The 23,108-nt window shown below is 45.4% G+C and carries 18 protein-coding genes, 1 tRNA gene, 2 rRNA genes and 1 riboswitch; of the genes, 12 read left to right on the forward strand and 9 right to left on the reverse strand.

Going from position 1 to position 23,108, the window contains the following annotated elements; genetic code table 11:
* Window positions 1–22: 22 nt before the first annotated feature.
* The 3 genes from aceE to ampD form a co-directional block, all read right to left on the reverse strand.
* Window positions 23–2,686 (reverse strand): pyruvate dehydrogenase (acetyl-transferring), homodimeric type, encoded by a 2,664-nt coding sequence (aceE, locus tag L4D74_RS16625; protein ID WP_428753401.1) that lies wholly within the window; start codon window positions 2,684–2,686, stop codon window positions 23–25.
* Window positions 2,687–2,741: 55 nt separating this feature from the next.
* On the reverse strand, window positions 2,742–3,509 hold the full coding sequence (gene pdhR / locus L4D74_RS16630; protein WP_428753402.1) for a pyruvate dehydrogenase complex transcriptional repressor PdhR: 768 nt from the start codon (window positions 3,507–3,509) through the stop codon (window positions 2,742–2,744).
* 388 nt (window positions 3,510–3,897) lie between these two features.
* Window positions 3,898–4,479, reverse strand: coding sequence for a 1,6-anhydro-N-acetylmuramyl-L-alanine amidase AmpD (gene ampD, locus L4D74_RS16635; RefSeq protein ID WP_428753404.1), 582 nt, complete (start codon window positions 4,477–4,479; stop codon window positions 3,898–3,900).
* 135 nt (window positions 4,480–4,614) lie between these two features.
* Between ampD and nadC the strand changes: the two genes are divergently transcribed.
* The 8 genes from nadC (at window position 4,615) to yacG (ending at window position 11,800) form a co-directional block, all read left to right on the forward strand.
* A complete protein-coding gene (nadC, locus tag L4D74_RS16640) occupies window positions 4,615–5,505 on the forward strand; it encodes a carboxylating nicotinate-nucleotide diphosphorylase (protein WP_428753405.1) in 891 nt (296 codons plus the stop codon).
* A gap of 375 nt (window positions 5,506–5,880) precedes the next feature.
* The gene (locus L4D74_RS16645) at window positions 5,881–6,285 is read left to right on the forward strand and encodes a pilin (protein ID WP_428753406.1); all 405 of its coding nucleotides are present in this window, start codon (window positions 5,881–5,883) and stop codon (window positions 6,283–6,285) included.
* Window positions 6,286–6,288: 3 nt separating this feature from the next.
* Window positions 6,289–7,977, forward strand: a complete 1,689-nt coding sequence (pilB, locus tag L4D74_RS16650; RefSeq protein ID WP_428753407.1) for a type IV-A pilus assembly ATPase PilB — start codon at window positions 6,289–6,291, stop codon at window positions 7,975–7,977.
* Between the two features lie 78 nt (window positions 7,978–8,055).
* Window positions 8,056–9,282 carry a type II secretion system F family protein gene (locus L4D74_RS16655; RefSeq protein WP_428753409.1) on the forward strand — a complete coding sequence of 409 codons (1,227 nt, stop codon included), beginning with the start codon at window positions 8,056–8,058 and terminating at the stop codon, window positions 9,280–9,282.
* A gap of 42 nt (window positions 9,283–9,324) precedes the next feature.
* Window positions 9,325–10,200 carry a prepilin peptidase gene (locus L4D74_RS16660; RefSeq protein ID WP_428753411.1) on the forward strand — a complete coding sequence of 292 codons (876 nt, stop codon included), beginning with the start codon at window positions 9,325–9,327 and terminating at the stop codon, window positions 10,198–10,200.
* Complete coding sequence (coaE, locus tag L4D74_RS16665; RefSeq protein WP_265677573.1) at window positions 10,197–10,805, forward strand: dephospho-CoA kinase; 609 nt, start codon at window positions 10,197–10,199, stop codon at window positions 10,803–10,805. Before L4D74_RS16660 ends, coaE begins: the two co-directional genes overlap by 4 nt.
* Window positions 10,806–10,837: 32 nt before the next feature.
* Window positions 10,838–11,578 carry a cell division protein ZapD gene (gene zapD, locus L4D74_RS16670; protein ID WP_428753412.1) on the forward strand — a complete coding sequence of 247 codons (741 nt, stop codon included), beginning with the start codon at window positions 10,838–10,840 and terminating at the stop codon, window positions 11,576–11,578.
* A gap of 24 nt (window positions 11,579–11,602) precedes the next feature.
* Window positions 11,603–11,800, forward strand: coding sequence for a DNA gyrase inhibitor YacG (gene yacG, locus L4D74_RS16675; RefSeq protein ID WP_250617368.1), 198 nt, complete (start codon window positions 11,603–11,605; stop codon window positions 11,798–11,800).
* 92 nt (window positions 11,801–11,892) lie between these two features.
* Here the strand turns inward: yacG and lptG are convergent, their stop codons facing one another.
* Window positions 11,893–12,963, reverse strand: a complete 1,071-nt coding sequence (gene lptG, locus L4D74_RS16680; protein ID WP_265677577.1) for an LPS export ABC transporter permease LptG — start codon at window positions 12,961–12,963, stop codon at window positions 11,893–11,895.
* 3 nt (window positions 12,964–12,966) lie between these two features.
* Window positions 12,967–14,082: an LPS export ABC transporter permease LptF gene (gene lptF / locus L4D74_RS16685; RefSeq protein ID WP_265677579.1), complete on the reverse strand. Its 1,116-nt coding sequence runs from the start codon at window positions 14,080–14,082 to the stop codon at window positions 12,967–12,969.
* A 191-nt stretch (window positions 14,083–14,273) separates the two neighbouring features.
* On the opposite strand from lptF, the gene pepA reads away from it, so the two are divergent.
* The 3 genes from pepA (at window position 14,274) to L4D74_RS16700 (ending at window position 19,247) form a co-directional block, all read left to right on the forward strand.
* A complete protein-coding gene (gene pepA, locus L4D74_RS16690) occupies window positions 14,274–15,782 on the forward strand; it encodes a leucyl aminopeptidase (RefSeq protein ID WP_265677580.1) in 1,509 nt (502 codons plus the stop codon).
* Between the two features lie 38 nt (window positions 15,783–15,820).
* On the forward strand, window positions 15,821–16,276 hold the full coding sequence (locus tag L4D74_RS16695) for a DNA polymerase III subunit chi (protein WP_265677581.1): 456 nt from the start codon (window positions 15,821–15,823) through the stop codon (window positions 16,274–16,276).
* Window positions 16,277–16,373: 97 nt separating this feature from the next.
* Window positions 16,374–19,247, forward strand: coding sequence for a valine--tRNA ligase (locus L4D74_RS16700; protein WP_428753415.1), 2,874 nt, complete (start codon window positions 16,374–16,376; stop codon window positions 19,245–19,247).
* 93 nt (window positions 19,248–19,340) lie between these two features.
* Here the strand turns inward: L4D74_RS16700 and L4D74_RS16705 are convergent, their stop codons facing one another.
* Window positions 19,341–20,459 (reverse strand): pyridoxal-phosphate-dependent aminotransferase family protein, encoded by a 1,119-nt coding sequence (locus L4D74_RS16705; RefSeq protein WP_428753416.1) that lies wholly within the window; start codon window positions 20,457–20,459, stop codon window positions 19,341–19,343.
* A gap of 187 nt (window positions 20,460–20,646) precedes the next feature.
* A riboswitch (Lysine riboswitch) is annotated at window positions 20,647–20,824 on the forward strand.
* A 102-nt stretch (window positions 20,825–20,926) separates the two neighbouring features.
* On the opposite strand from L4D74_RS16705, the gene lysC reads away from it, so the two are divergent.
* Window positions 20,927–22,276, forward strand: coding sequence for a lysine-sensitive aspartokinase 3 (lysC, locus tag L4D74_RS16710; protein ID WP_428753418.1), 1,350 nt, complete (start codon window positions 20,927–20,929; stop codon window positions 22,274–22,276).
* A 296-nt stretch (window positions 22,277–22,572) separates the two neighbouring features.
* On the opposite strand, the gene L4D74_RS16715 is transcribed toward lysC, so the two are convergent.
* From L4D74_RS16715 to L4D74_RS16725, 3 genes are all read right to left on the reverse strand, one after another.
* Window positions 22,573–22,649: transfer RNA gene (locus tag L4D74_RS16715), tRNA-Asp, on the reverse strand.
* Window positions 22,650–22,742: 93 nt separating this feature from the next.
* Window positions 22,743–22,858: ribosomal RNA gene (gene rrf / locus L4D74_RS16720) — 5S ribosomal RNA — on the reverse strand.
* 133 nt (window positions 22,859–22,991) lie between these two features.
* Window positions 22,992–23,108 (reverse strand): 23S ribosomal RNA (locus L4D74_RS16725); the annotation flags it as partial.

The raw sequence follows: 23,108 nt of genomic DNA on the forward strand, positions 1-23,108 counted from the left end.
TTTTCCTACCTTAATGGAAGTCTTATGCGTATTGCGGGTTAGTTTTTTCAGTGTCGATGCCAAATTTAGCAATCGCTTCTGCAACTACTGATTTTTCAACATCACCACGCTTAGCCAGCTCAGTCAGCGCTGCTACCACTACGTAACCTGCGTTAACTTCGAAGTGACGACGTAGGTTTTCACGGCTATCAGAACGACCGAAACCATCAGTACCAAGTACTTTGTATGATTCGCTTGGCATAAATGCACGAACTTGCTCAGCGTAGTTCTTCATGTAATCCGTCACTGCGATAGCAGGTTCTTTACCAAGAACGGTTGTGATGTACGGGACTTTCTCTTCCGCTTCTGGGTGAAGCATGTTGTCACGCTCTACCGCTTGGCCGTCACGAGTCAGTTCGTTGAACGACGTGACAGAGAAGACATCAGAGGCTACGCCGTACTCTTCACTTAGAATTTCAGCAGCTTTACGCGCTTCGTTCATGATAGTACCAGAGCTCATTAGTTGAACTTTGCCCTTCGTACCCGCGTGAGACTCAAGCTTGTAGATACCTTTACGGATGCCTTCTTCAGCGCCTTCTGGCATTGCTGGCATTGCGTAGTTCTCGTTCATTACTGTTAGGTAGTAGTAAACGTTCTCTTGCTCAGGACCGTACATGCGACGAATACCGTCTTGCATGATTACCGCTAGCTCGTAAGCAAACGTTGGGTCGTAAGAGATACAGTTAGGTACTGTGTTCGCCATAATGTGCGAGTGACCATCTTCGTGCTGTAGACCTTCGCCGTTTAGCGTTGTACGGCCCGCAGTAGCGCCCAATAGGAAGCCACGAGCTTGTTGGTCACCAGCTAACCATGCCATGTCGCCAATACGTTGGAAACCGAACATTGAGTAGTAGATGTAGAACGGGATCATTGGTAGATCGTTGGTGCTGTATGACGTTGCCGCAGCAACCCAAGACGCCATTGAACCTAGCTCGTTGATACCTTCTTGAAGAACTTGACCAGACGTCGCTTCTTTGTAGTAAGAAACAATGCCCTTATCTTCAGGAGTATATTCTTGACCATGCGGGTTGTAGATACCCACCTGACGGAACAGACCTTCCATACCGAACGTACGTGCTTCATCACAAATAATAGGAACAATGTTTTTACCAATATTCTTATCTTTAAGCAGGATATTAAGAGTACGAACGTAAGCCATTGTCGTCGAGATATCACGCTTTTGCTCACCTAGTAGTGGTGCAAATGCATCAAGCTCTGGCACTTTAAATTCTTGAGTGAATTTAGGCAGACGCGCAGGTGTGTAACCATGTAGAGCATTACGACGAGCATGTAGGTATTCGTACTCTGCCGTGCCTTCTTCCAACTTCAAGTAAGGTAGCTCAGCTACTTTCTCATCAGAAAGAATATCTTGTAGGCCTAGACGGTCACGTAGGTGTTGAACATGAGTCATGTCCATTTTCTTAACACCGTGTGCAATGTTCTTACCTTCTGCTGCATCACCCATACCGTAACCTTTAACTGTCTTAGCTAGGATTACCGTTGGCTTACCACCTGTTTCTTTTGCATTGTTGAATGCAGCAAACAGTTTAGAAGAGTCATGACCACCACGCTTAAGCGCGAAGATTTCGTCATCCGTCATATCAGCCACAAGTGCCGCTGTTTCAGGGTACTTACCAAAGAAGTGCTCACGTACGTAGGCGCCATCTTTAGATTTGAATGTTTGGTAGTCACCATCGATAGTTTCGTTCATTAGTTGAAGAAGCTTACCAGTGGTGTCTTTAGCCAGTAGAGAATCCCAGTTACTACCCCAGATAACTTTAACAACGTTCCAACCTGCGCCTTTAAATAGGCCTTCCAGTTCTTGGATGATGCTACCGTTACCCATTACAGGGCCATCTAGGCGCTGTAGGTTACAGTTGATTAGGAAACATAGGTTGTCTAGTTTCTCACGCGCAGCGAAAGAGATCGCACCACGTGATTCTGGCTCATCCATTTCTCCGTCACCTAGGAACGCGTATACGCGTTGCGCTGACGTTTCTTTCAGGCCACGGCCTTCAAGGTACTTAAGGAAGCGCGCTTGGTAGATCGCTGAGATAGGGCCAAGACCCATAGATACGGTAGGGAACTGCCAGAACTCAGGCATCAGTTTCGGGTGTGGGTAAGAAGGGATACCTTTACCATCTACTTCTTGACGGAAGTTGTCTAGCTGCTCTTCAGTAAGACGACCTTCAACGAATGCACGAGAATAGATACCAGGAGAGATATGGCCTTGGTAATAAACTAGATCGCCACCGTCCGTCTCGTTTGGAGCACGGAAGAAGTGGTTGAAACATACTTCGTAGAACGCAGCAGCTGACTGGTAAGAAGCCATGTGACCACCAAGGTCTAGGTCTTTCTTAGAAGCACGCAATACGATCATGATTGCGTTCCAGCGAATAATCGAGCGAATACGACGTTCAAGAGTGACGTCACCTGGGTAAGCTGGCTCTTGTGCTGCTGGGATGGTGTTGATGTAGTTAGTGTTGATACCAGTTGGCATATCAACGCCGTCTAAACGAGCTTTATCTAGAACTTGTTCTAGTAAATATTGTGCGCGTTCTACGCCTTCTTCGCGTACTACTGACTCTAGTGCTTGTAACCAATCTTGAGTTTCTAGAGCATCAACGTCATGCTTCATGTCAGACATGGCGATCTATCCTTTTGTTAGTTGGATTCTACTAAACATTTAATGCGTCGCTTGATTACGACTCATTACCCTGCTGAATTCGACGTAGAGAACGCTCTCGGCGTGATTCTTCGCGCGTCAAATCCAGCAATGTTTCTTCGATATACGCTAAATGTGAATGAGACATTTCTCGCGCCTTTTCAGGCTGACCAGAAACAATCGCATCTACAATATTAGCTCTATGTTTACTGACTTTCTCCGACACTTCAGTGCGGCGATGTAATAACTTTAAATTTTGTAGAACATTTTGCTCAAGTAGTGGTGCTAAGCTTCTAATAATATGTAATAAAACCACATTATGAGCCGCCTCTGTTAAGGCAATAAGAAAAGCCATAACCGCAGACGCTTCTGCCTCTACATCACGCTTTTCTTGCGCTTCACCGATATTAACTAAGCAACTTTCTATCTGAGCAAAATCTTCTTCGGTACCACGCAACGCTGCAAAATAAGCTGAAATACCTTCCATCGCGTGACGAGCTTCGAGCAAGTCAAGTTGGGTTTCATTGTGAGATGAAAGTAGCTCTAGCAAAGGATCTGAAAAACTTTTCCATATATTGTCACTAACAAACGTACCGCCACCCTGTCTACGGGTCAGCAGGCGCTTTGCTTCCAAGCGCTGAATTGCTTCTCGAATCGAAGGTCGAGAAACATCAAATTGTTTTGCCAGTTCACGTTCTGGTGGCAACTGCTGCCCTGCAGAAAGTGTTCCTTCGACGATCAACCGCTCAAGTTCCTGTTCGATAACATCCGAAAGTTTGGGCTGACGAATCCTTTGATAAGCCATGGCTATAGTTCTACTTTTCTTATGCAGTGAATTGGTATTACCAATTTCAAGTTGGGCTAAAAATTAACACATTTAAAACGCAAATGTCTAGCTAAAAATTGATTCACATCATAGAAGCGGCGGTACATTAACAGCAATGAAACATTTATTGATTAAAACACCAACAGACTTGGTCATACCAATTACATACAAGAAACCTATCGGGCGTTTTTCGTGCTAGAAAAATCATTATAAATCAACAGGTAAGAACGTGATGATTGGGTGAGGGAAGTTGATCGAAATCAAAAAAAGCTTGCAGGATGAGACAAGCTATTTTTAATAATTTAAGTAACAAAATAAATATATCGATGTTGAGGATGTCTAACCCATTGGTGGTATTAGTATTTAATCATAGCCCTTGTTTGAACCGCACCCAGTCAAAAACCAATCCAGGGTCAGTCTTTCTCAAAGGGGCAATATATTGATGTCCAGTTATCCGCTCAGGGGTAATTTGCGGATAATACAACAAAATAACCTTAGTTAGTTCAGCCAAGCTCTGATACTGCTCTGGGCTGTACGGTAAAAAGTCCGTCCCTTCTAACTCGATCCCTATTGAGTAATCATTGCATTTATCTCGCCCAGCGAAACTAGATACACCCGCATGCCAAGCACGAGCAGAGAACGGGACAAACTGCACTACCTCTCCGTCACGCCGAATGAGACAGTGGGCAGAAACACGCATATTCTCGATGACCTTAAAAAATGGATGACGATTCGCATCCAAGTTACCCTGAAAAAATGATTCAATATAATCGCCACCAAATTGCCCGGGCGGCAAACTGATGTTGTGCACCACCAGCAAAGAGATATCTTGCTCATCACTACGGGCGTCAAAGTGTGGCGATGGCACACGTCGAGCCGGTAAATACCAGCCTTGTTCATCTACGGCAAGTGTGGCAGCTTCACGCTGATTCGTATTGGGGTTTTGCATACTAATGATGTCCATCTGCACAAGGTTCGCTATGATTTTATCCAACAACCAACAAAATGCGAGAATTGATGCTGAAATTACGCACAAGCCAGAGTATCATGCCCACTTTGTTCCCCCATATAGATTCCTTAAGCGATGAAAAACACACATAACAGCCAAGAACGCCTTGAGTATTTAAAGCAGCAACTTCCTACTGAAATTACTCGTGCCGTCGCCGATACACTTCGTGAAGACTTGGGCGGAACGCTAGATGCAAGCGCCGACATCACCACCAGCTTGATCCCTGCGGAAACGCAAAATGTCGCGACTATCATTACCCGTGAGCACGGTGTTTTTTGCGGCAAAATGTGGGCGGACGAAGTGTTCAAGCAACTCGGTGGTGAAGTCACCATTGATTGGCATGTTAATGATGGTGATAAAGTGGAACCTAACCAAGTCCTTTGTACTATGTCAGGCCCAGCTCGTATTCTATTAACCGGCGAACGCAATGCGATGAACTTCATCCAAACGCTATCTGGCTGCGCGACCATTACTGCCCAATACGCTGAAAAGATTGCCCACACACAGTGCCGCTTATTAGACACCCGTAAAACCATTCCAGGTCTGCGTAGCGCACTTAAATACGCGGTCGCCTGTGGCGGTGGTTTCAACCATCGTATTGGGGTCTTTGATGCCTACCTAATTAAAGAGAACCACATCATCGCGTGTGGCGGTATCACCAAAGCTATCACAACGGCTAAGCAGTTAAATCCAGGCAAACCTGTTGAAGTAGAAACTGAATCGCTTGAAGAGCTAAACCAAGCCATCGAAGCGGGGGCCGACATCATCATGCTGGATAACTTTACGACCGACATGATGCGTGAAGCCGTGAAGATCAACGCAGGCCGCGCTGCACTAGAAAACTCTGGGAACATCACGATGGACACCATCAAAGAGTTCGCAGAAACAGGCGTTGATTATATTTCTGTTGGCGCGCTGACTAAACATTTAAAAGCGATGGATTTATCGATGAGGTTTAAGGGGTAGGAGCGGGTTAGGAGCTGGGTCCTAGGTCCTAGGTCCTAGGTCCTAGAGGAAAATTAAACTGAGCGGAGTCTGATTAGACTTCGCTTTTTTTATGTCTGTGGTCCTGTGGTCCTGTGGTCCTGTGGTCCTGTGGTCTAGCAAAAAATCAAAAGCATGACATGTCAAGCACAATCCTGCGCCCCATAGGGCCACAGGGCCATAGAACCGCTCTTTCTCCACCTACAACCCAAAACTCAACCCTACTCGCAACCTCTCCTGCATACCTTGCAACAAACTCCAAAAGTTTCCCAACTCACTCGTAGCTCAATCATTGTGCGCTTTATTGCGTATGGGCTGATACCTACTGTAGTTAAGTATCACTATTCTAAGGACAAGATGATGAGAAAAACGAATAAACAACAAGGTTTTACCTTGGTTGAGTTGATGATTGTAGTGGCGATTATTGGAATACTCTCTGCTGTGGCTATCCCAGCATATAAGGACTACGTCAATAAGAGCGAAGCAGCTTCAGCACTAGCAACTATGAAATCATTAATCACACCAGCAGAACTATTAATTCAAGACAACGGAAAGCTATCATCAGCCGTGTCCACCTTAGGAATTACAAAGGATTCAAATACTCTTGGGAAAATAGAAACCGCTGATAAATCCATAACATTTACATTTAATTCAGGTTCATTACTTAATAAAAAAATAACGCTAGCAAGAGATGACACTACTGGCTGGGAATGTACACAGGACACAGGGCTGTCCTTAAAAGGCTGTGAAGCCACACCTTAACAAATGCAATCCAACCTCCCCTCTATCTTGCAGCACGCTAGCCTGATTAGTGCGTCGCAAGCGGAGTCGGTGTTAGACCTCATCGCCACATCGGGCTGTTCCGCGCCCGATGCGGTGCTTGAGCTGAATCTATTCACGCCACAGGAATTCACCCACCAACTGAGTTTGTTATTCGGGCTGGCGGTGACGCCGATTCATAACTTTGATTTTACTGAGCTGTGCCAGCGTTTAGGGTTACGCGACGCCATCACCAACCACAACGCCTTACCCCTTTCTCAATTTAATGGCGTGCTCACCATCGCTATTGGCGATCCCACTTTACAGCATGTTGAAAATGACTTTCGTTTTGCCACTGGCATGCAAATTGAGCTAGTTTTAGCGTGTCATCAAGACATTCGCGCCGCCATTCGGCGTATGTATGGAGAGACAGGAGACAGTTGGCAAAATAGCAGCAAAGATCTCACTTCCGATGACTTAGCCAACCTAGTACAAGTTACCGATGCAGAATTGGATAACATCGAAGATTTAAGTCTCGATGAATCCCCTGTTAGCCGCTTTATTCAACAAGTCCTCATTGATGCGGTTCGTAAGAAAGCCTCCGACATTCACTTTGAACCCTATGAACACGTCTACCGCATTCGCTTGCGCTGTGACGGCATTTTAATTGAAACCCACCAACCAGCAGGGCACCTCAGCAGGCGTCTCTCTGCCCGAATTAAGATTTTGGCCAAGCTCGATATTGCCGAACGTCGCTTACCACAAGATGGTCGGATTAAACTTAAACTGTCCGACAGCGCCGCCGTGGATATGCGAGTATCAACACTTCCTACCATGTGGGGTGAGAAAATTGTCTTACGGATCCTTGATGGCGGCTCGGCCAACTTGAACATTGATCAACTTGGCTATACGTCACAACAACGCACGCTTTACCTTGATGCACTTAAAAAGCCGCAAGGCATGATCCTTATCACCGGTCCGACTGGCAGTGGCAAAACCGTGTCGCTGTATACCGGCTTGAGCATTCTCAATACTGCGGATCGCAACATTTCAACGGCAGAAGATCCGGTTGAGATCCATCTTGATGGCATCAACCAAGTGCAAGTTAACCCCAAAATTGGCTTTGGTTTCCCAGAAGCGCTGCGATCGTTCTTAAGACAAGATCCTGATATTGTCATGGTAGGAGAAGTTCGAGATTTCGACACCGCAGAAATTGCGGTAAAAGCGGCGCAAACTGGTCACTTAGTCCTATCCACCCTGCACACCAACTCTGCGATTGAAACCGTCGTTCGGCTGCAAAATATGGGCATCGACGCTTTCAACCTTGCATCGTCGCTGTCCCTAATCATCGCCCAACGACTGGCTCGTAAACTCTGCAATCACTGTAAGACGCCTGAAGTACTGCCAATTGGGTTACAGCACAACCTCGCTTTATCACCATCGATAACCATTTATCAAGCCAATGAAAAAGGCTGCAACGCCTGCAATCACGGCTACTCAGGACGGACAGGTATTTATGAAGTGATGCCCTTTACGGCTGAGCTCGCAAAGGCGGTCATGCAAAATGCCAGTATTCAAGAGCTAGAGTCTATCGCCAAGTCGCAAGGCATGCTCACCTTAAAACAATCAGGGATCACCAAACTTGAGCAAGGCATCACCAGCTTTAAGGAGCTGCAGCGTGTGCTCTATTTCTAGGCCAGGTACTTTAAGTACTTAGATTCAACATTACCATCTTTGCATTGCAAGCTCTGTATCACTTTGAAGGAAACGACAATGGCGAAAATACAAGCTATTCCGCTAAAAACCTTTCGCTGGAAAGGCATCAACAGCACCGGAAAAAAAGTGTCGGGTCATACGCTTGCCATGACAGAAAGTGAGGTTAGGGATAAGCTTAAAAGCCAGCATGTTCAAATTAAGAAAATCACCCGCCATAGCGTATCCCTTTGGACTAAGCTCACGCATCGCATCCAACGACAAGATATCACCACACTGACACGTCAGCTCGCCACCATGTTAGGTACCGGTATTCCCATTATCCATGCGCTGAAATTAGTCGCAGATAATCACACCAAGGCGGAAATGAAGTCGGTGCTCGGGCAAATATGCAAAGCGATTGAAGCTGGGACACCTATCTCACGAGCCATGCAAATGGCCAGTGTGCATTTCGATAGCTTCTACGTCGACATGGTCGCAACTGGTGAAACATCGGGAAACTTACCTGCGGTCTTCGAGCGTCTCGCACTGTATAGAGAGAAACAAGAAGCACTAAAATCCAAGGTCGTCAAAGCCCTCATCTACCCCGGCATGGTACTTTTTGTCTCGTTCATCGTCACCTTTTTAATGTTGACACAAGTGATCCCAGAATTCGAAAGCATGTTCAAAGGATTTAACGCCACCTTGCCTTGGTTTACCTTACAAGTTCTGCAAGCCTCGCATTGGTTACAAGCTAACGGGGCCATGCTCATCATCAGTATCACTGTCGCTCTTGTTATGTTTCGCTTATTAAGAAAGCAAAATGCCGCGTTTAAACTGCAAACTAGTCGCTTGTCCCTTCGTATCCCCATCATAGGAGGTATCATCACCAAGGCTTCAATCGCTAAGTTTAGCCGTACCCTCGCCACCAGCTTTAGCTCAGGGATCCCTATTTTATCGAGCATTCAAGCCAGTGCGAAAACCGCCGACTGCACCTATTATCAACAATCCATTCTTTCGATTCATGGCGATGTCGTCGCAGGCACCCCTATTCACCTTGCCATGCGCAATGCCAATGCCTTCCCCGAGATGGTGCTACAAATGGTCATGATCGGTGAAGAATCAGGGCAACTCGATGACATGCTGAATAAAATTGCGGCCATCTATGAATTTGAGGTGGATAACACCGTCGATAATCTCGGAAAAATACTCGAGCCATTCATTATTGTTTTTCTAGGGACGATGGTGGGAGGATTAGTGGTCGCAATGTACCTTCCTATCTTTAACTTAATGTCGGTAATAGGCTAACATAGGCAATAACCTGTTGATTCTTTAGGCTAGCACTCAAAAATGGACGTTTTTACCTATTATCCTTGGCTTTACTCGGTCTTCGCCGCCATTGTTGGCCTAATTGTTGGCAGTTTTCTTAATGTGGTGATACACCGTCTGCCCATCATGATGGAAAGAGGTTGGCGCCAAGAATGTGCTGAGGCCTTTCCCGAATATCACATTGAGCCACCTCAAGGTGACTATAACCTGAGTATTCCTCGTTCAACCTGCCCTAACTGCCAAACCGCAATACGAATAGTGGATAATATTCCCGTCTTAAGCTGGGTATTATTACAAGGTAAATGTCGCCAATGTGGTAATAAAATAAGCGCACGCTACCCTATTATTGAATTACTCAGCGCCGTACTTGCCACTGTCGTAGCATTTGAATTAGGCTACAGCCTTTACAGCGTTGCTTTGATTGCGTTTACTTTTACGCTCATCGCTGCAACCTTTATCGACCTTGATACTATGCTGCTGCCCGACCAGCTTACACTGCCGCTTATGTGGGCAGGTATCTCACTGGCATTATTTGGCATTTCTCCCATTTCTCTAATGGATTCCGTTATTGGTACCATGCTTGGCTATCTCTGTCTTTGGTCTGTCTATTGGGCATTTAAACTGCTCACAGGTAAAGAAGGCATGGGCTATGGTGACTTTAAACTGCTGGCAGCCTTAGGTGCATGGCTAGGGTGGGCGCATCTTCCCATCATTGTATTACTTTCCTCTGTAATCGGGGTCATATTCGGCCTCATCCAGCTTCGACTACAAAAAAAAGGCATTGATATGGCGTTCCCTTTTGGCCCTTATTTAGCCATAGCGGGTTGGGTATGCGCACTATGGGGAGACGCCATCATCAACTACTATTTAACCGCTTTTGTGGGAGCCAGTTTATGAGTTATGTCATTGGACTAACCGGGGGGATAGCGAGTGGGAAAACCACCGTGGCGAACCTTTTTCGTGATGAGTTTAATATCGAGTTGGTCGATGCCGATGTGGTGGCGCGAGAAGTCGTGGCAAAAGGCTCCACTGGACTCAACGCAATAACTGCGCAATTTGGTCCATCAATACTGCTGCCTAGTGGAGAGTTGAATCGCACAGCACTAAGAGAACGTATTTTTGCTAGCGAACAGGATAAGCAATGGATCAATCAGTTGCTCCACCCTATGATTCGCCAACGCATGCAAGTGTTACTGGATAACTCAACAAGCCCTTACACACTTTTTGTTGTTCCGCTGTTAGTTGAAAACGGCTTAAATAGCATGGCTGATCGCGTCTTGGTGGTTGATGTTGATGAAGAAACGCAAATTTACCGAACCATGACACGGGACGGTGTACCAGAATCACAAGTGCGTTCTATACTCAATTCACAAGCTGACCGAGAAACTCGACTAGCGTATGCCGATGATGTGATTGATAATAATACGAACAACGCTCAACTTTTGTCCCAAGTCACACAATTACACCAAAAGTACCTAGCATTGTGCAGTCAAAATCGGTGAAAATAATAGGGAAGCGTTTAAAGGCTAGTGAAATGACAACAAATAGATTCGAACATCCTCTTAATGAAAAAACTAGAATTTACCTAAGAGTTGAATCTCTCCTGAGACAGCTTCAGCATTCTTCGTCATTTTCGGACAGTCATCAGTACCAAATTTTCTTTAAATCACTATTTGATTTATTGGAGATATTTGAACAGATGCAACTCAAGAGTGAATTAGCAAAAGATCTTGAAAAGCAAAGACAGACCTATCGTTCGTGGTTAAACATCGACGATGTTGATCAAGAAATGCTCGGTAACCTGCTCCGAGATATCGACGTTGTTCATAAAGAACTCATGATGGCTGAACGTTTTGGTCAGTCACTTCGAGAAGACCGTTTCCTCAGCGCCATACGTCAACGCTTTGGCTTGCCAGGCGGCTCATGCTGCTTCGATTTACCGTCCCTACACTATTGGCTTCACCTGCCTTTAGAAAAGCGCATGCACGACGCGGAGAAGTGGCTCGGTAATCTCAAGCCACTCATGAATGCCCTCAGCATGTGGCTAAAGCTGACCAGAGAAACTGGGCGGATGAAACCTCAGATTGCACGTTCTGGTTTTTATCAAAGCGATGCCGAAGAAGCCAATATTCTAAGACTCACCATTCCTATGGAGTGCGGTGTTTATCCTATGATTTCGGGCCACAAGAACCGTTTTGCCATTAAGTTTATTGCCTTTGAGTCGGGACAAGCCTACCCTAACGATGTTGAATTTGAACTGGCTGTTTGCAGCTAAACAATATGAAGTATGGATCCAATTATGAGTAAACCAACCATCGTTCAGTGCCCTCAATGTAAGGTCGATGTGATATGGAGCGCAGAAGAAAGCCCGTTCAGGCCCTTTTGCTCTAAACAGTGCCAAATGATTGATTTCGGCGAATGGGCTGACGAAGAAAATGCTATCGCTGGCGCGCCCGATATGTCTGACAGCGACGGTTGGTCAGAAGACCAGTACTAGTTTACATGTACCATCGCACAGATAATAAAAAGGCTGAGAATCATCTCAGCCTTTTTATTTAACTTTCCTTATTTTGCTATCTCTCTATGTCGCTACAGCTTTCTTCGCAATAACAGGGTAGCAATCAATAAGAAAATGATACTGGGTCCCAGAGCACCGAAGACGGGCGGAATGCCATACACCAAACTCAGTGGTCCAAAGAACTCACTAGAAATATAAAAGGTAAACCCAGCAACAACACCAGACAGAATTCGAGCGCCCATAGTCACACTACGTAATGGACCAAACACAAACGATAACGCCATCAACATCATGACACCGACCGAAATAGGCTGCGTGGCTTTGCGCCAAAACGCCAACTCGTAGCGAGAAGAGTCTTGTTCGGACGCTTCTAGGTACTTCATATAATCGTATAGACCACTGATCGGCAATTCATTCAAATCAACCGTCACGACTTTCAACTTATCCGGAACTAAGGACGTTTCCCATTGATATGTCGGAAACATTTCTTTAGTGAACGCTTCCGTATTTTCCAAATTGGTTACCTGAACATCGTTCATGACCCAGCCATTTTTTCCAATGTAATCGGCGCTTTCAGCAAAAATGGTGCTGGTTAACTTTTTATTTTCATCAAACCGCCAAAGATTCAACCCTGTTAGGGTGTTATCGCTAACGCTCGATATAAAAATAAAGTCATTACCGTCGCGCGCCCACACACCGTTTCTCACTGAAACAATGCTGCCCCCCGAAGTCGCTTGTAAGCGTAGATCTCGCGCCATCTGTTGCGTCGTTGGAGCGCCCCATTCACCCAGCGCCATCACGATAATCATCAATGGTACTGCGGTTTTTAACACCGATAAACCAATCCGCACTTTCGAGATACCCGCCGCTTGCATGACGACAAGCTCGGAACTACTGGCTAACATCCCTAAGCCGATCAACGCCCCTAACAGTGATGCCATTGCGAAGAATAGCTCTATATCACGAGGCATACCTAACAGTACAAAGTACAGTGCCGACAAGAGATCGTAGCTGCCTTCGCCGACAGAGCGCAGTTGCTCCACATACTTAATGACCGCTGACAAACCAACAAATACCGCAAGCACCAACAAGATGGTGGTAATAATGGTACGACCAACATAGACATCTAAAATTTTAAACATAAATTAGGCTGCCTCTTTTCGTTTGTAACGCTTTTGCCTAAATTTCTCCCGAAACTTGCGCATACCCACCGTGTCGTAAGCGTTGACCATGATGGCCGTGAACAAAAGAGCGATATTAATTGGCCATAATCCAATGTAAGACGGAACAGAGCCATCTTCTAGCGATGACTTCATGGCGCTTATCGCCAAAAAGTAGGTGAAGTAAACCAAAATAGCCGGGCCCATTTTGGCAAACTTCCCTTGCCTTGGGTTCACAGCAGAGAGCGGGACCACGAGCATCGTCAGAAGCGGGATACAGATCACCAGTGAAATTCGCCAATGTAATTCAGCCTGAGCTTTCGGATCTGGATTAGAAAGCAAATCCAACGTCGGTATCGCCATCCAAGAGCGCCCTCGAGCTTGCGCTTCTCGTTGTCCGATCATGCCTTCGTAATCAGAAAACTCCGTCACCATGTACTCTAAACGTGTTGGTGCACCTTCATAACGGACACCATCATACAAAGCGATAATCTGGCGACCATCACTGAGCTCTTTCACTTCACCTGATTTAGATGAAATGACACTTGGCAAAACCGTATCACGGGGGCTAAGTTGTGCAACAAACACGTTTTCGAGCTTTTTATCTTTAATGCTGTCGATAAAAACCACCGAAGTGCCATCGGGAGTGCGTTGAAATTGTCCCGTCTGTAGCAGTTCTACTGAATTCTCTGAGGCCAATTTCTCCCGTATTTGTACTTCTTGTTCTTGTGTCCAAGGCGCTAACCAAAACGCATTAAATGCAGCAAGCGCGCAGGTGATCGCGGCGAGGTACATCGCCGCGCGAATGAGAAATTTGTTCCCTATCCCCGTCGCATTCATCACCGTTATTTCACTTTCGGCGTAAAGTCGCCCAAAAGTCACCAAAATTCCGATGTAAATACTTAATGGAAACATCAATAAGCCCATCGTAGGCATGCTAATACCAACGAGAGTCATAATAAGTCCAGCGGGAATATCTCCATCAGAAGCATCCGCAAGCACATTGATAAATTGACGGCTGAAAAACACTAAAAAGAGCACAAAAAATATGGCTAATTGGCTCTTAACTGTTTCTCTGATCAAATATCTAACAATAATCACAGTGAAAACACCTATACAAAACTTGTTTTTTTGGTTGAATCGCTATAGTTTTCGGATAAACCTTTTATTTTTTACTTTTTGGATCAATTTTTATCTTACAATTATAGGCCGAACTAACGGCTATGATTCAAACTTTGATAATTGATTATCCAACATTTAGTTCTATTTGTCTTTAGGATGTAGGAGTACGCATGGAGTTTAGTGTTAAAAGTGGCAGTCCAGAGAAGCAACGCAGTGCTTGCATTGTCGTCGGCGTATTTGAGCCACGTCGTCTCTCTCCGGTTGCAGAGCAACTCGATAAAATCAGTGATGGCTATATTAGCTCTTTGCTACGTCGTGGTGACCTAGAAGGTAAACCAGGGCAAATGCTACTGTTGCATCAAGTACCAGGCGTGCTTTCTGAGCGTGTTCTACTGGTCGGTTGTGGCAAAGAACGAGAGCTGGGTGAGCGTCAATACAAAGAGATTATCCAAAAAACCATCAGCACCTTAAATGAAACTGGTTCTATGGAAGCGGTATGCTTTCTGACAGAACTGCACGTTAAAGGTCGCGATACGTACTGGAAAGTGCGCCAAGCGGTTGAAGCGACAAAAGATGGCCTTTACACCTTTGATCAATTCAAGAGCAACAAACCAGAGACGCGTCGCCCGTTACGCAAATTGGTGTTTAATGTACCGACACGTCGTGAGCTCAACCTTGGTGAAAAAGCCATTTCTCACGGCCTTGCTATTGCGTCAGGTGTAAAAACATCGAAAGACCTAGGCAACATGCCACCGAACATTGCAAACCCAGCCTACTTAGCCTCTCAGGCTCGTCGTCTTGCTGACGATTACGAGACAGTGACCACCAAGATCATTGGTGAGCAAGAGATGGAAAAGCTCGGTATGACCTCTTATCTAGCGGTTGGACGCGGTTCTAAAAATGAATCCCTGATGTCTATCATGGAGTACAAAGGCAACCCGGATTCTAACGCAAAACCTATCGTACTTATTGGTAAAGGTTTAACATTCGATTCAGGCGGTATTTCACTCAAGCCGGGTGAAGGCATGGATGAAATGAAGTATGACATGTGTGGTGCGGCTTCTGTCATGGGTACAATGAAAGCCTTGGCAAAGTTGAACCTGCCTATCAATGTTATTGGTATTCTTGCCGGCTGTGAAAACATGCCAGGCAGCAACGCTTATCGCCCTGGTGACATTCTAACGACTATGTCTGGCCAAACTGTAGAAGTACTGAATACCGACGCAGAAGGTCGCTTAGTACTGTGTGATGCTCTCACTTACGTTGAGCGCTTTGAGCCTGAGTGTGTGGTCGATGTTGCAACGCTAACTGGTGCCTGTGTTATTGCACTAGGTCATCATATCAGTGGTGTCCTTTCTAACCATAACCCACTCTCTCATGAGTTAGTTAACGCTTCAGAGCAAGCTGGCGATCGCGCTTGGCGCCTACCAATGGCCGATGAGTACCAAGAACAACTCAGCAGCCCATTTGCCGATATGGCAAACATTGGCGGCCGTCCGGGTGGCACAATTACCGCAGGTTGTTTCTTATCCCGCTTCACTAAGAAGTATCATTGGGCGCACTTAGATATTGCAGGCACCGCTTGGAAATCGGGTAAAGCGAAAGGGTCAACGGGTCGTCCTGTCTCCCTACTTGTCCAATTCTTACTGAATCGAAGTGGCCACGAAACTGAAGAATAAAAAAAGGGCCTAACGGCCCTTTTACTTTTTAGGTAGCTATGCAAACTGCAACATTTTATATCGTTGAAGAAGAAAGCTTGGAAGATACACAGCCAGGCTTTTTTGCTTATGTTCACTATCTTTGCCGACACTTTACTGGCCAAGGTGCCAAAATTTATCTCAATGCCGCCGACCGAGTCTCCGCAGAAGCCTGGGCTGAATACTTTTGGCAAGTTGATGCGAGCGCGTTTATCGCTCACAATTTAGTGGGTGAGGGTCCTAAAAATGGTACCCCTGTAGAGATTGGATTTGACGGCTTAAAGCCGAGCTGGAACCGTCAGCTGGTGATAAATGTTGCCGAGACGCACGCAACCTTTGCCCAGACATTCGCTCAAGTGGTAGACTTCGTGCCTTGCGAAGAAAAAGCTAAGCAACTTGCTCGAGAAAGGTATAAAATTTACCGTCAAGCAGGCTACCAGCTACAGACCATCAAGATTCAGCACACTGAATCCTAATCACGGTCAATCCTTATAGGTAAGCGATAATCACGCTTAATTATAAGGTTTGACAGATTTCTTTCACAGTATTAATAAGTTAAGTATCCAGAACGCTATGGAAAAGACATATAACCCAACATCAATCGAACAAGCTTTATACCAAGCTTGGGAAGAGAAAGGCTACTTTAAGCCACACGGTGACACTTCAAAAGAAGCATACAGCATCATGATCCCGCCACCGAACGTCACTGGTAGCCTACACATGGGCCATGCCTTCCAAGATACAATCATGGATACCCTTATCCGTGCTCAGCGCATGAAAGGTAAAAATACGCTATGGCAGGTTGGTACTGACCACGCAGGCATCGCGACACAAATGGTTGTAGAGCGTAAAATTGCCGCTGAAGAAGGCAAAACAAAACACGACTACGGCCGTGAAGCTTTCATCGACAAAATTTGGGAATGGAAAGCTGAATCTGGCGGCACCATCACTCAACAGCTTCGTCGCCTTGGTGCATCGGTAGACTGGGATCGTGAGCGATTCACTATGGATGACGGCCTATCGGCTGCAACTCAAGAAGTGTTTGTTCGCCTGTATGAAGAAGACCTAATTTACCGTGGTAAGCGTCTAGTAAACTGGGATCCTAAACTGCACACTGCAATTTCTGATCTTGAAGTTGAAAACAAAGACAAAAAAGGTTTCATGTGGCACTTCCGCTACCCACTAGCGAACGGTGTTAAAACCGCCGATGGGAAAGACTACATTGTTGTCGCAACGACTCGTCCAGAAACCATGCTTGGTGATACTGGTGTTGCCGTAAACCCAGAAGATCCTCGCTACAAAGATCTTATCGGCAAAGAAATCCTACTTCCTGTTGTAAACCGTCTTATTCCTATCGTAGGCGATGAGCACGCAGACATGGAAAAAGGCACGGGTTGTGTGAAAGTCACACCAGCTCATGACTTTAACGATTACGAAGTGGGCAAGCGCAACAACCTACCAATGATCAACATCCTAACGTTCAACGCTGATATCCGTGATGCTGCAGAAGTATTCACAACGAACGGCGAAGAAAGCGATGTTTACTCAACAGATATTCCAGCTAAATACCAAGGCATGGAGCGTTTCGCCGCTCGTAAAGCTATCGTTGCTGAATTCGATGAGCTTGGTCTGCTTGAAGAAATCAAAGATCACGACCTAACCGTTCCTTACGGCGACCGTGGCGGCGTGGTTATCGAACCAATGCTGACTGACCAATGGTACGTACGTACAGCACCGCTTGCAGAGCCTGCAGTTAAAGCAGTTGAAGATGGCCAGATCCAATTCGTACCTAAACAGTACGAAAACATGTACTTTGCGTGGATGCGTGACGTGCAAGACTGGTGTATCTCTCGTCAGCTTTGGTGGGGCCACCGCATCCCTGCATGGTACGACAACGATGGAAAAGTGTACGTCGGTCGCACTGAAGAAGAGGTGCGTGAAAAGAACAACCTAGCGCCTGTTATTGTCCTTAAGCAAGACGACGACGTTCTTGATACCTGGTTCTCTTCTGCCCTTTGGACGTTTGGTACTCAAGGCTGGCCTGAAGACACAGAAGCGCTAAAAACGTTCCACCCATCTGAAGTACTGGTATCAGGTTTTGATATTATCTTCTTCTGGGTTGCTCGTATGATCATGATGACCATGCACTTCGTGAAAGACGAAGATGGCAAGGCTCAAGTCCCATTTAAAACCGTGTATATGACAGGTCTTATCCGTGATGAAAACGGCGATAAGATGTCTAAGTCGAAAGGTAACGTGCTTGACCCAATCGACATGATTGATGGCATCGGCCTTGAAGAGCTAGTAGAAAAGCGTTGTGGCAACATGATGCAACCGAAGCTGGCAGCTAAGATCGAAAAAGCGACACGTAAGACTTTCGAAAATGGTATCGAACCATACGGTACTGATGCACTACGTTTCACCCTTGCTGCGATGGCTTCAACGGGTCGTGACATCAACTGGGACATGAAGCGTCTTGAAGGTTACCGTAACTTCTGTAACAAGCTATGGAACGCAAGCCGTTACGTATTGATGAACACAGAAGAACACGATTGTGGCATGTCACTGTCTGTAGAAGACCGTGCAAACATGGAGTTCTCTCTTGCTGATAAGTGGATTGAATCTCAGTTTGAAGTTGCAGCGAAAGAGTTTAACGCTCACCTAGACAACTACCGTCTAGACATGGCAGCAAACACGCTTTACGAATTCATCTGGAACCAATTCTGTGACTGGTACCTAGAGCTAACTAAACCTGTTCTTTGGAAGGGTTCTGAAGCGCAGCAACAAGCAACTCGTTACACGCTGATTACCGTTCTAGAGAAGACGCTACGTCTTGCTCACCCAGTTCTACCATACATCACTGAATCGATCTGGCAAAGCGTTAAGCCACTAGTGGACGGTGTGGAAGGCGAGACGATCATGACTCAAGCGCTTCCTCAGTTTAATGAAGCGAACTTCAATGCTGAGATCGTTGATGACATCGAATGGGTGAAGACTTTCATTACTGCAATCCGTAACTTGCGTGCTGAGTATGACATTGCACCAAGCAAAGGCTTAGAAGTCATGATCAAAGTCGCTGATGAGAAAGATGCGGCTCGAATTGAAGCGAATAAGATCGTTCTTAATGCGCTTGCCAAGCTTGATGATATTAAAGTTCTTGCCGACAACGAAGCGACACCAGCGTGTGCGACTAAGCTCGTTGGTAAGTCTGAGCTAATGATTCCAATGGCTGGGCTTATCGATAAAGATGCCGAACTTGCTCGTCTCGATAAAGAAATGGCTAAGATTCAAGGTGAAATTAAGCGTACCGAAGGAAAGCTAAGCAATGAAGGTTTTGTTGCTAAAGCACCTGAAGCCGTTATCACTAAAGAACGAGAAAAGCTCGACGGCTACAAAGAAACCTTAATTAAACTTGAAGAACAAAAACAGACGATTGCATCTCTATAACGGTTAACCGTTAAACAGATATTCTCCATCTGCATTTGTAGTTTGAATAAAAAGACCGAAAGCTAACGCTTTCGGTCTTTTTAATATCATCAACTATTTAAGCACGGTTTCCAGTGCTTTAAGACACAAAGCAACATTCTCTTTTCTTGCCGCATAACCCATTAAGCCTATCCGCCAAGCTTTACCTGCTAATGCACCTAAACCAGCACCGATTTCCAAATTATAGCCTTCCAGCAATTGCTGCCTCACGGCCGCATCATCAATGCCCTCAGGGAAGTACACTGCGTTAAGCTGTGGTAATCGACTCTCTTTTTCTACCACAAAAGTCAGCCCTAATTTTTCTAGCCCATCCGCGAGTAAAATATGCATCTCTTTATGACGCTGCCATGCGTTTTCGAGGCCTTCATTTTTCAGTATCACTAAGGATTCATGCAAAGCATAAAGGCTATTCACTGGCGCTGTGTGATGGTAGCTACGCTTGCCTTCGCCACTCCAATAACCTAGCACTAAGCTTTGGTCTAAGAACCAACTTTGAACGGGTGTTTTACGCGCTTTAATTCGCTCAATAGCAAGAGGCGATAAAGTAACGGGGGATAACCCTGGAACACAAGACAAACATTTTTGGCTACCTGAATACACAGCATCAAGTTGCCACTCATCCACAAGTAATGGAACACCGCCAAGCGACGTCACGGCATCGACAATCGTAAGCATACCATTTTGCTTGGCAAGCTGACTTAACTGCTTAGCATCGCTTACCGCTCCAGTAGAAGTCTCTGCATGTACGAAAGCCAACAATACCGCGTCTGGGTTGTCTGAGATGGCTTGCTGCACTTTTTCAACAGAAACAGGTTTACCCCATTCATCGTCAACGAGGATAGCTTCGCCACCGCAACGAATGACGTTTTCTTTCATACGATCACCGAAAACACCATTTCGACAAACAATGACTTTATCTCCAGGCTCGATTAGATTGACAAAGCAAGCTTCCATCCCTGCGCTGCCAGGAGCAGAGACGGCAATGGTAAAGTCATTCTCTGTCTGAAATGCATATTTGAGTAACGCCTTAAGCTCATCCATCATACCAATAAATAACGGGTCTAAATGGCCAATAGTCGGGCGGCTAAGTGCTTGTAATACCTGTGGGTAGATGTCTGAAGGGCCAGGTCCCATGAGTGTCCTGTGGGGGGGTACAAAGCTAGAAATCGTCATCGAAAGTCCTTTTGTTTTCTAATAATAATGAGGTTACTTGGGTGTAAAGAATCTTTAAGGCTAAATAGTTTGTTCTACAATACGCATGAGATCAACAAATTTGCAACAAATTTGAGGGGTCATATTTTTATTAAATTGCCTCACTCCATTGACATTTGCATCACAAAAACGTTGAATAAACAGGCTATCAAGCAGAAGAGGAGCACTGCCCAGGCAAGTGATGATGTGGAGCCTCAACTCCAACACATTTCACTCATGGGGAGCAGTGCCGAGATAAACTAAATTTGATGGGTTAGTTTATCGGTTAATTGGGCTGAATCCCTTTAACTGTCACCAAACCAAATTGGTGAAGAGCTTCTGAGGTCGATTCATTATCATATGTGCCTCTACTCTTTATTTCTCTTCAAACATCGGACGTTGGGTTTTAACCCTATAATTTTACTTATTGGAATATCCTGGAGAAAACTGTGAGCGCATTCAATGTAGCTAAATTTGGTGGCACAAGTGTTGCTAACTTCGAAGCCATGAGCCGTTGTGCTGAAATCATCGAAAATAACCCTGAGACAAGACTGGTGGTCAGCAGTGCATGTTCAGGGGTGACAAATATCTTGGTCTCACTGGCTAATGGCGTAAAAAATGATAACGAACGATTAGAACTTATCGAAAAACTCAGAGCGATTCACGTTGCTATACTGAGTCAACTCAAGGATGCAACCTCCATTGAGCCACGTATCAACGCGCTCATTGAAAAAGTAGCAACATTATCAGAAGTCGCCTGTATTGATGTTACCGCCAAGCTGACTGATCACTTAGTGGCATGTGGCGAGAGAATGTCGACACACATTTTCGCACAGCTAATGCGAGAGCGTGGCATTGATGCTGTTCGATTTGATATTCGCCAAGTACTAAGGACCGATAGTACTTATGGAAAAGCGGAACCGAACCTAGAGCAAACCAAAACTCTTGCAGAGCAAAACCTCATCCCTTTGTGTAAAAAGCATGTTGTCATCACTCAAGGGTTTATTGGCGCAGATATTGACGGTGAAACCACAACACTGGGCCGTGGCGGCAGCGATTATAGCGCCGCTCTTATTGCAGAGGCTGTCGAAGCAAGTGGCTTAGAGATCTGGACTGATGTTCCAGGGATCTATACTACTGACCCTAGAATCGCCCCTAACGCTCGCCCTATTCCAGAAATCAGCTTTAGTGAAGCCTCTGAAATGGCTAACTTTGGTGCCAAGATCCTCCATCCATCTACATTATTGCCGGCACTAAGGCATCAAATTCCAGTTTTTGTCGGGTCCTCTAAAGCGCCACAAGAAGGCGGAACTTGGGTACGCCAAACAGTAGAAAGTGCCCCGCTATTTCGTGCATTAGCTTTGAGAAATAACCAAACAATGGTGACACTACGGAACCCTAAAATGTTCCAAGCATACGGTTTCTTAGCCGATGTATTTACCATACTGGCCAAGCACAAAATATCGGTAGACCTTATTACAACCTCTGAAGTCAGTGTTTCATTGACTCTTGACCAAACAGACACCAGCGGAAAAGCGCCTGAGCTACCTTTAGATGTGAAGAAAGAACTCGAAGAGCTGTGTATCGTCGAAGTGAAGCAGGATCTTAGCCTAATCGCATTGATTGGTAATAAAATGAGCGAGAAGAAAGGTTCCGCTAAAGCGGTATTTGGAACACTTGAGGAGTTTAATCTCCGTATGATCTGCTACGGTGCTAGCCCTCACAACTTATGTTTCTTGCTTGACTCAGATGTTGCAAAAGAAGCAGTGAAAAGGCTGCATATCGACTTATTTGAATAGTTATCATATAGTTAAATAAGTCCCATACTAAGCCTAAGTTCATAACTTAGGCTTTTTTATACACTCTAAACTTAAAGCAAGCTTTTAGTATTACATACTATTTTATAGCGTCAAAATGCCCTAACCTTTTGACGGGGACGCCTAATCTAAGGCGTGGTATAAGTGGCTGAGTGAGCAGGGCTCGAATCTGTGTAACCAACCACCTATCTGACTAAAAGAAAAATGACTGAGCCGTCACTGACAATTTTCTTCAAACGTAAAAAAGCCTCAGTCTTTCGACTGAGGCTTAGTATAAGTGGCGGAGTGGACGGGACTCGAACCCGCGACCCCCGGCGTGACAGGCCGGTATTCTAACCAACTGAACTACCACTCCGCAGTGGTATCTTTTACTAAATAAAGTCTTAGCGTTGGTCGCTTTATTTAGTTTTGCCTTTAGATTTTTCAAAATCTAAAAACAAGGAAACAAGCCTGGCGATGTCCTACTCTCACATGGGGAAACCCCACACTACCATCGGCGCTACTGCGTTTCACTTCTGAGTTCGGCATGGGATCAGGTGGGTCCGCAACGCTATGGTCGCCAAGCAAATTCTTCTTTTACTTTCAGCTTTTAYTAAAAACTGAAGGCAAAATTAATCTGGAAAGCTTAATAAAAGTTCTTAATACACATTCAATTATGTTCTTGCTTTGAGTCCAATCAAAACCCTTTGGGTGTTGTATGGTTAAGCCTCACGGGCAATTAGTACAGGTTAGCTCAATGCCTCRCAGCACTTACACACCCTGCCTATCAACGTTCTAGTCTTGAACAACCCTTTAGGACACTTAAAGTGCCAGG

Origin of the sequence: Vibrio cionasavignyae (assembly GCF_050337155.1) — a bacterium.
Lineage (GTDB): Bacteria > Pseudomonadota > Gammaproteobacteria > Enterobacterales > Vibrionaceae > Vibrio > Vibrio nomapromontoriensis.

What these genes read in the sequence shown, in the direction of transcription:
- pilB (WP_428753407.1), top strand. Translation starts at nt 6,289, where the DNA reads ATGCAATCCAACCTCCCCTCTATCTTGCAGCACGCTAGCCTGATTAGT.
- L4D74_RS16705 (WP_428753416.1), bottom strand. Translation starts at nt 20,459, where the DNA reads ATGACGATTTCTAGCTTTGTACCCCCCCACAGGACACTCATGGGACCT.
- L4D74_RS16645 (WP_428753406.1), top strand. Translation starts at nt 5,881, where the DNA reads ATGATGAGAAAAACGAATAAACAACAAGGTTTTACCTTGGTTGAGTTG.
- L4D74_RS16700 (WP_428753415.1), top strand. Translation starts at nt 16,374, where the DNA reads ATGGAAAAGACATATAACCCAACATCAATCGAACAAGCTTTATACCAA.
- lptG (WP_265677577.1), bottom strand. Translation starts at nt 12,963, where the DNA reads ATGTTTAAAATTTTAGATGTCTATGTTGGTCGTACCATTATTACCACC.
- yacG (WP_250617368.1), top strand. Translation starts at nt 11,603, where the DNA reads ATGAGTAAACCAACCATCGTTCAGTGCCCTCAATGTAAGGTCGATGTG.
- L4D74_RS16655 (WP_428753409.1), top strand. Translation starts at nt 8,056, where the DNA reads ATGGCGAAAATACAAGCTATTCCGCTAAAAACCTTTCGCTGGAAAGGC.
- pepA (WP_265677580.1), top strand. Translation starts at nt 14,274, where the DNA reads ATGGAGTTTAGTGTTAAAAGTGGCAGTCCAGAGAAGCAACGCAGTGCT.
- L4D74_RS16695 (WP_265677581.1), top strand. Translation starts at nt 15,821, where the DNA reads ATGCAAACTGCAACATTTTATATCGTTGAAGAAGAAAGCTTGGAAGAT.
- L4D74_RS16660 (WP_428753411.1), top strand. Translation starts at nt 9,325, where the DNA reads ATGGACGTTTTTACCTATTATCCTTGGCTTTACTCGGTCTTCGCCGCC.
- ampD (WP_428753404.1), bottom strand. Translation starts at nt 4,479, where the DNA reads ATGCAAAACCCCAATACGAATCAGCGTGAAGCTGCCACACTTGCCGTA.
- coaE (WP_265677573.1), top strand. Translation starts at nt 10,197, where the DNA reads ATGAGTTATGTCATTGGACTAACCGGGGGGATAGCGAGTGGGAAAACC.
- aceE (WP_428753401.1), bottom strand. Translation starts at nt 2,686, where the DNA reads ATGTCTGACATGAAGCATGACGTTGATGCTCTAGAAACTCAAGATTGG.
- pdhR (WP_428753402.1), bottom strand. Translation starts at nt 3,509, where the DNA reads ATGGCTTATCAAAGGATTCGTCAGCCCAAACTTTCGGATGTTATCGAA.
- nadC (WP_428753405.1), top strand. Translation starts at nt 4,615, where the DNA reads ATGAAAAACACACATAACAGCCAAGAACGCCTTGAGTATTTAAAGCAG.
- zapD (WP_428753412.1), top strand. Translation starts at nt 10,838, where the DNA reads ATGACAACAAATAGATTCGAACATCCTCTTAATGAAAAAACTAGAATT.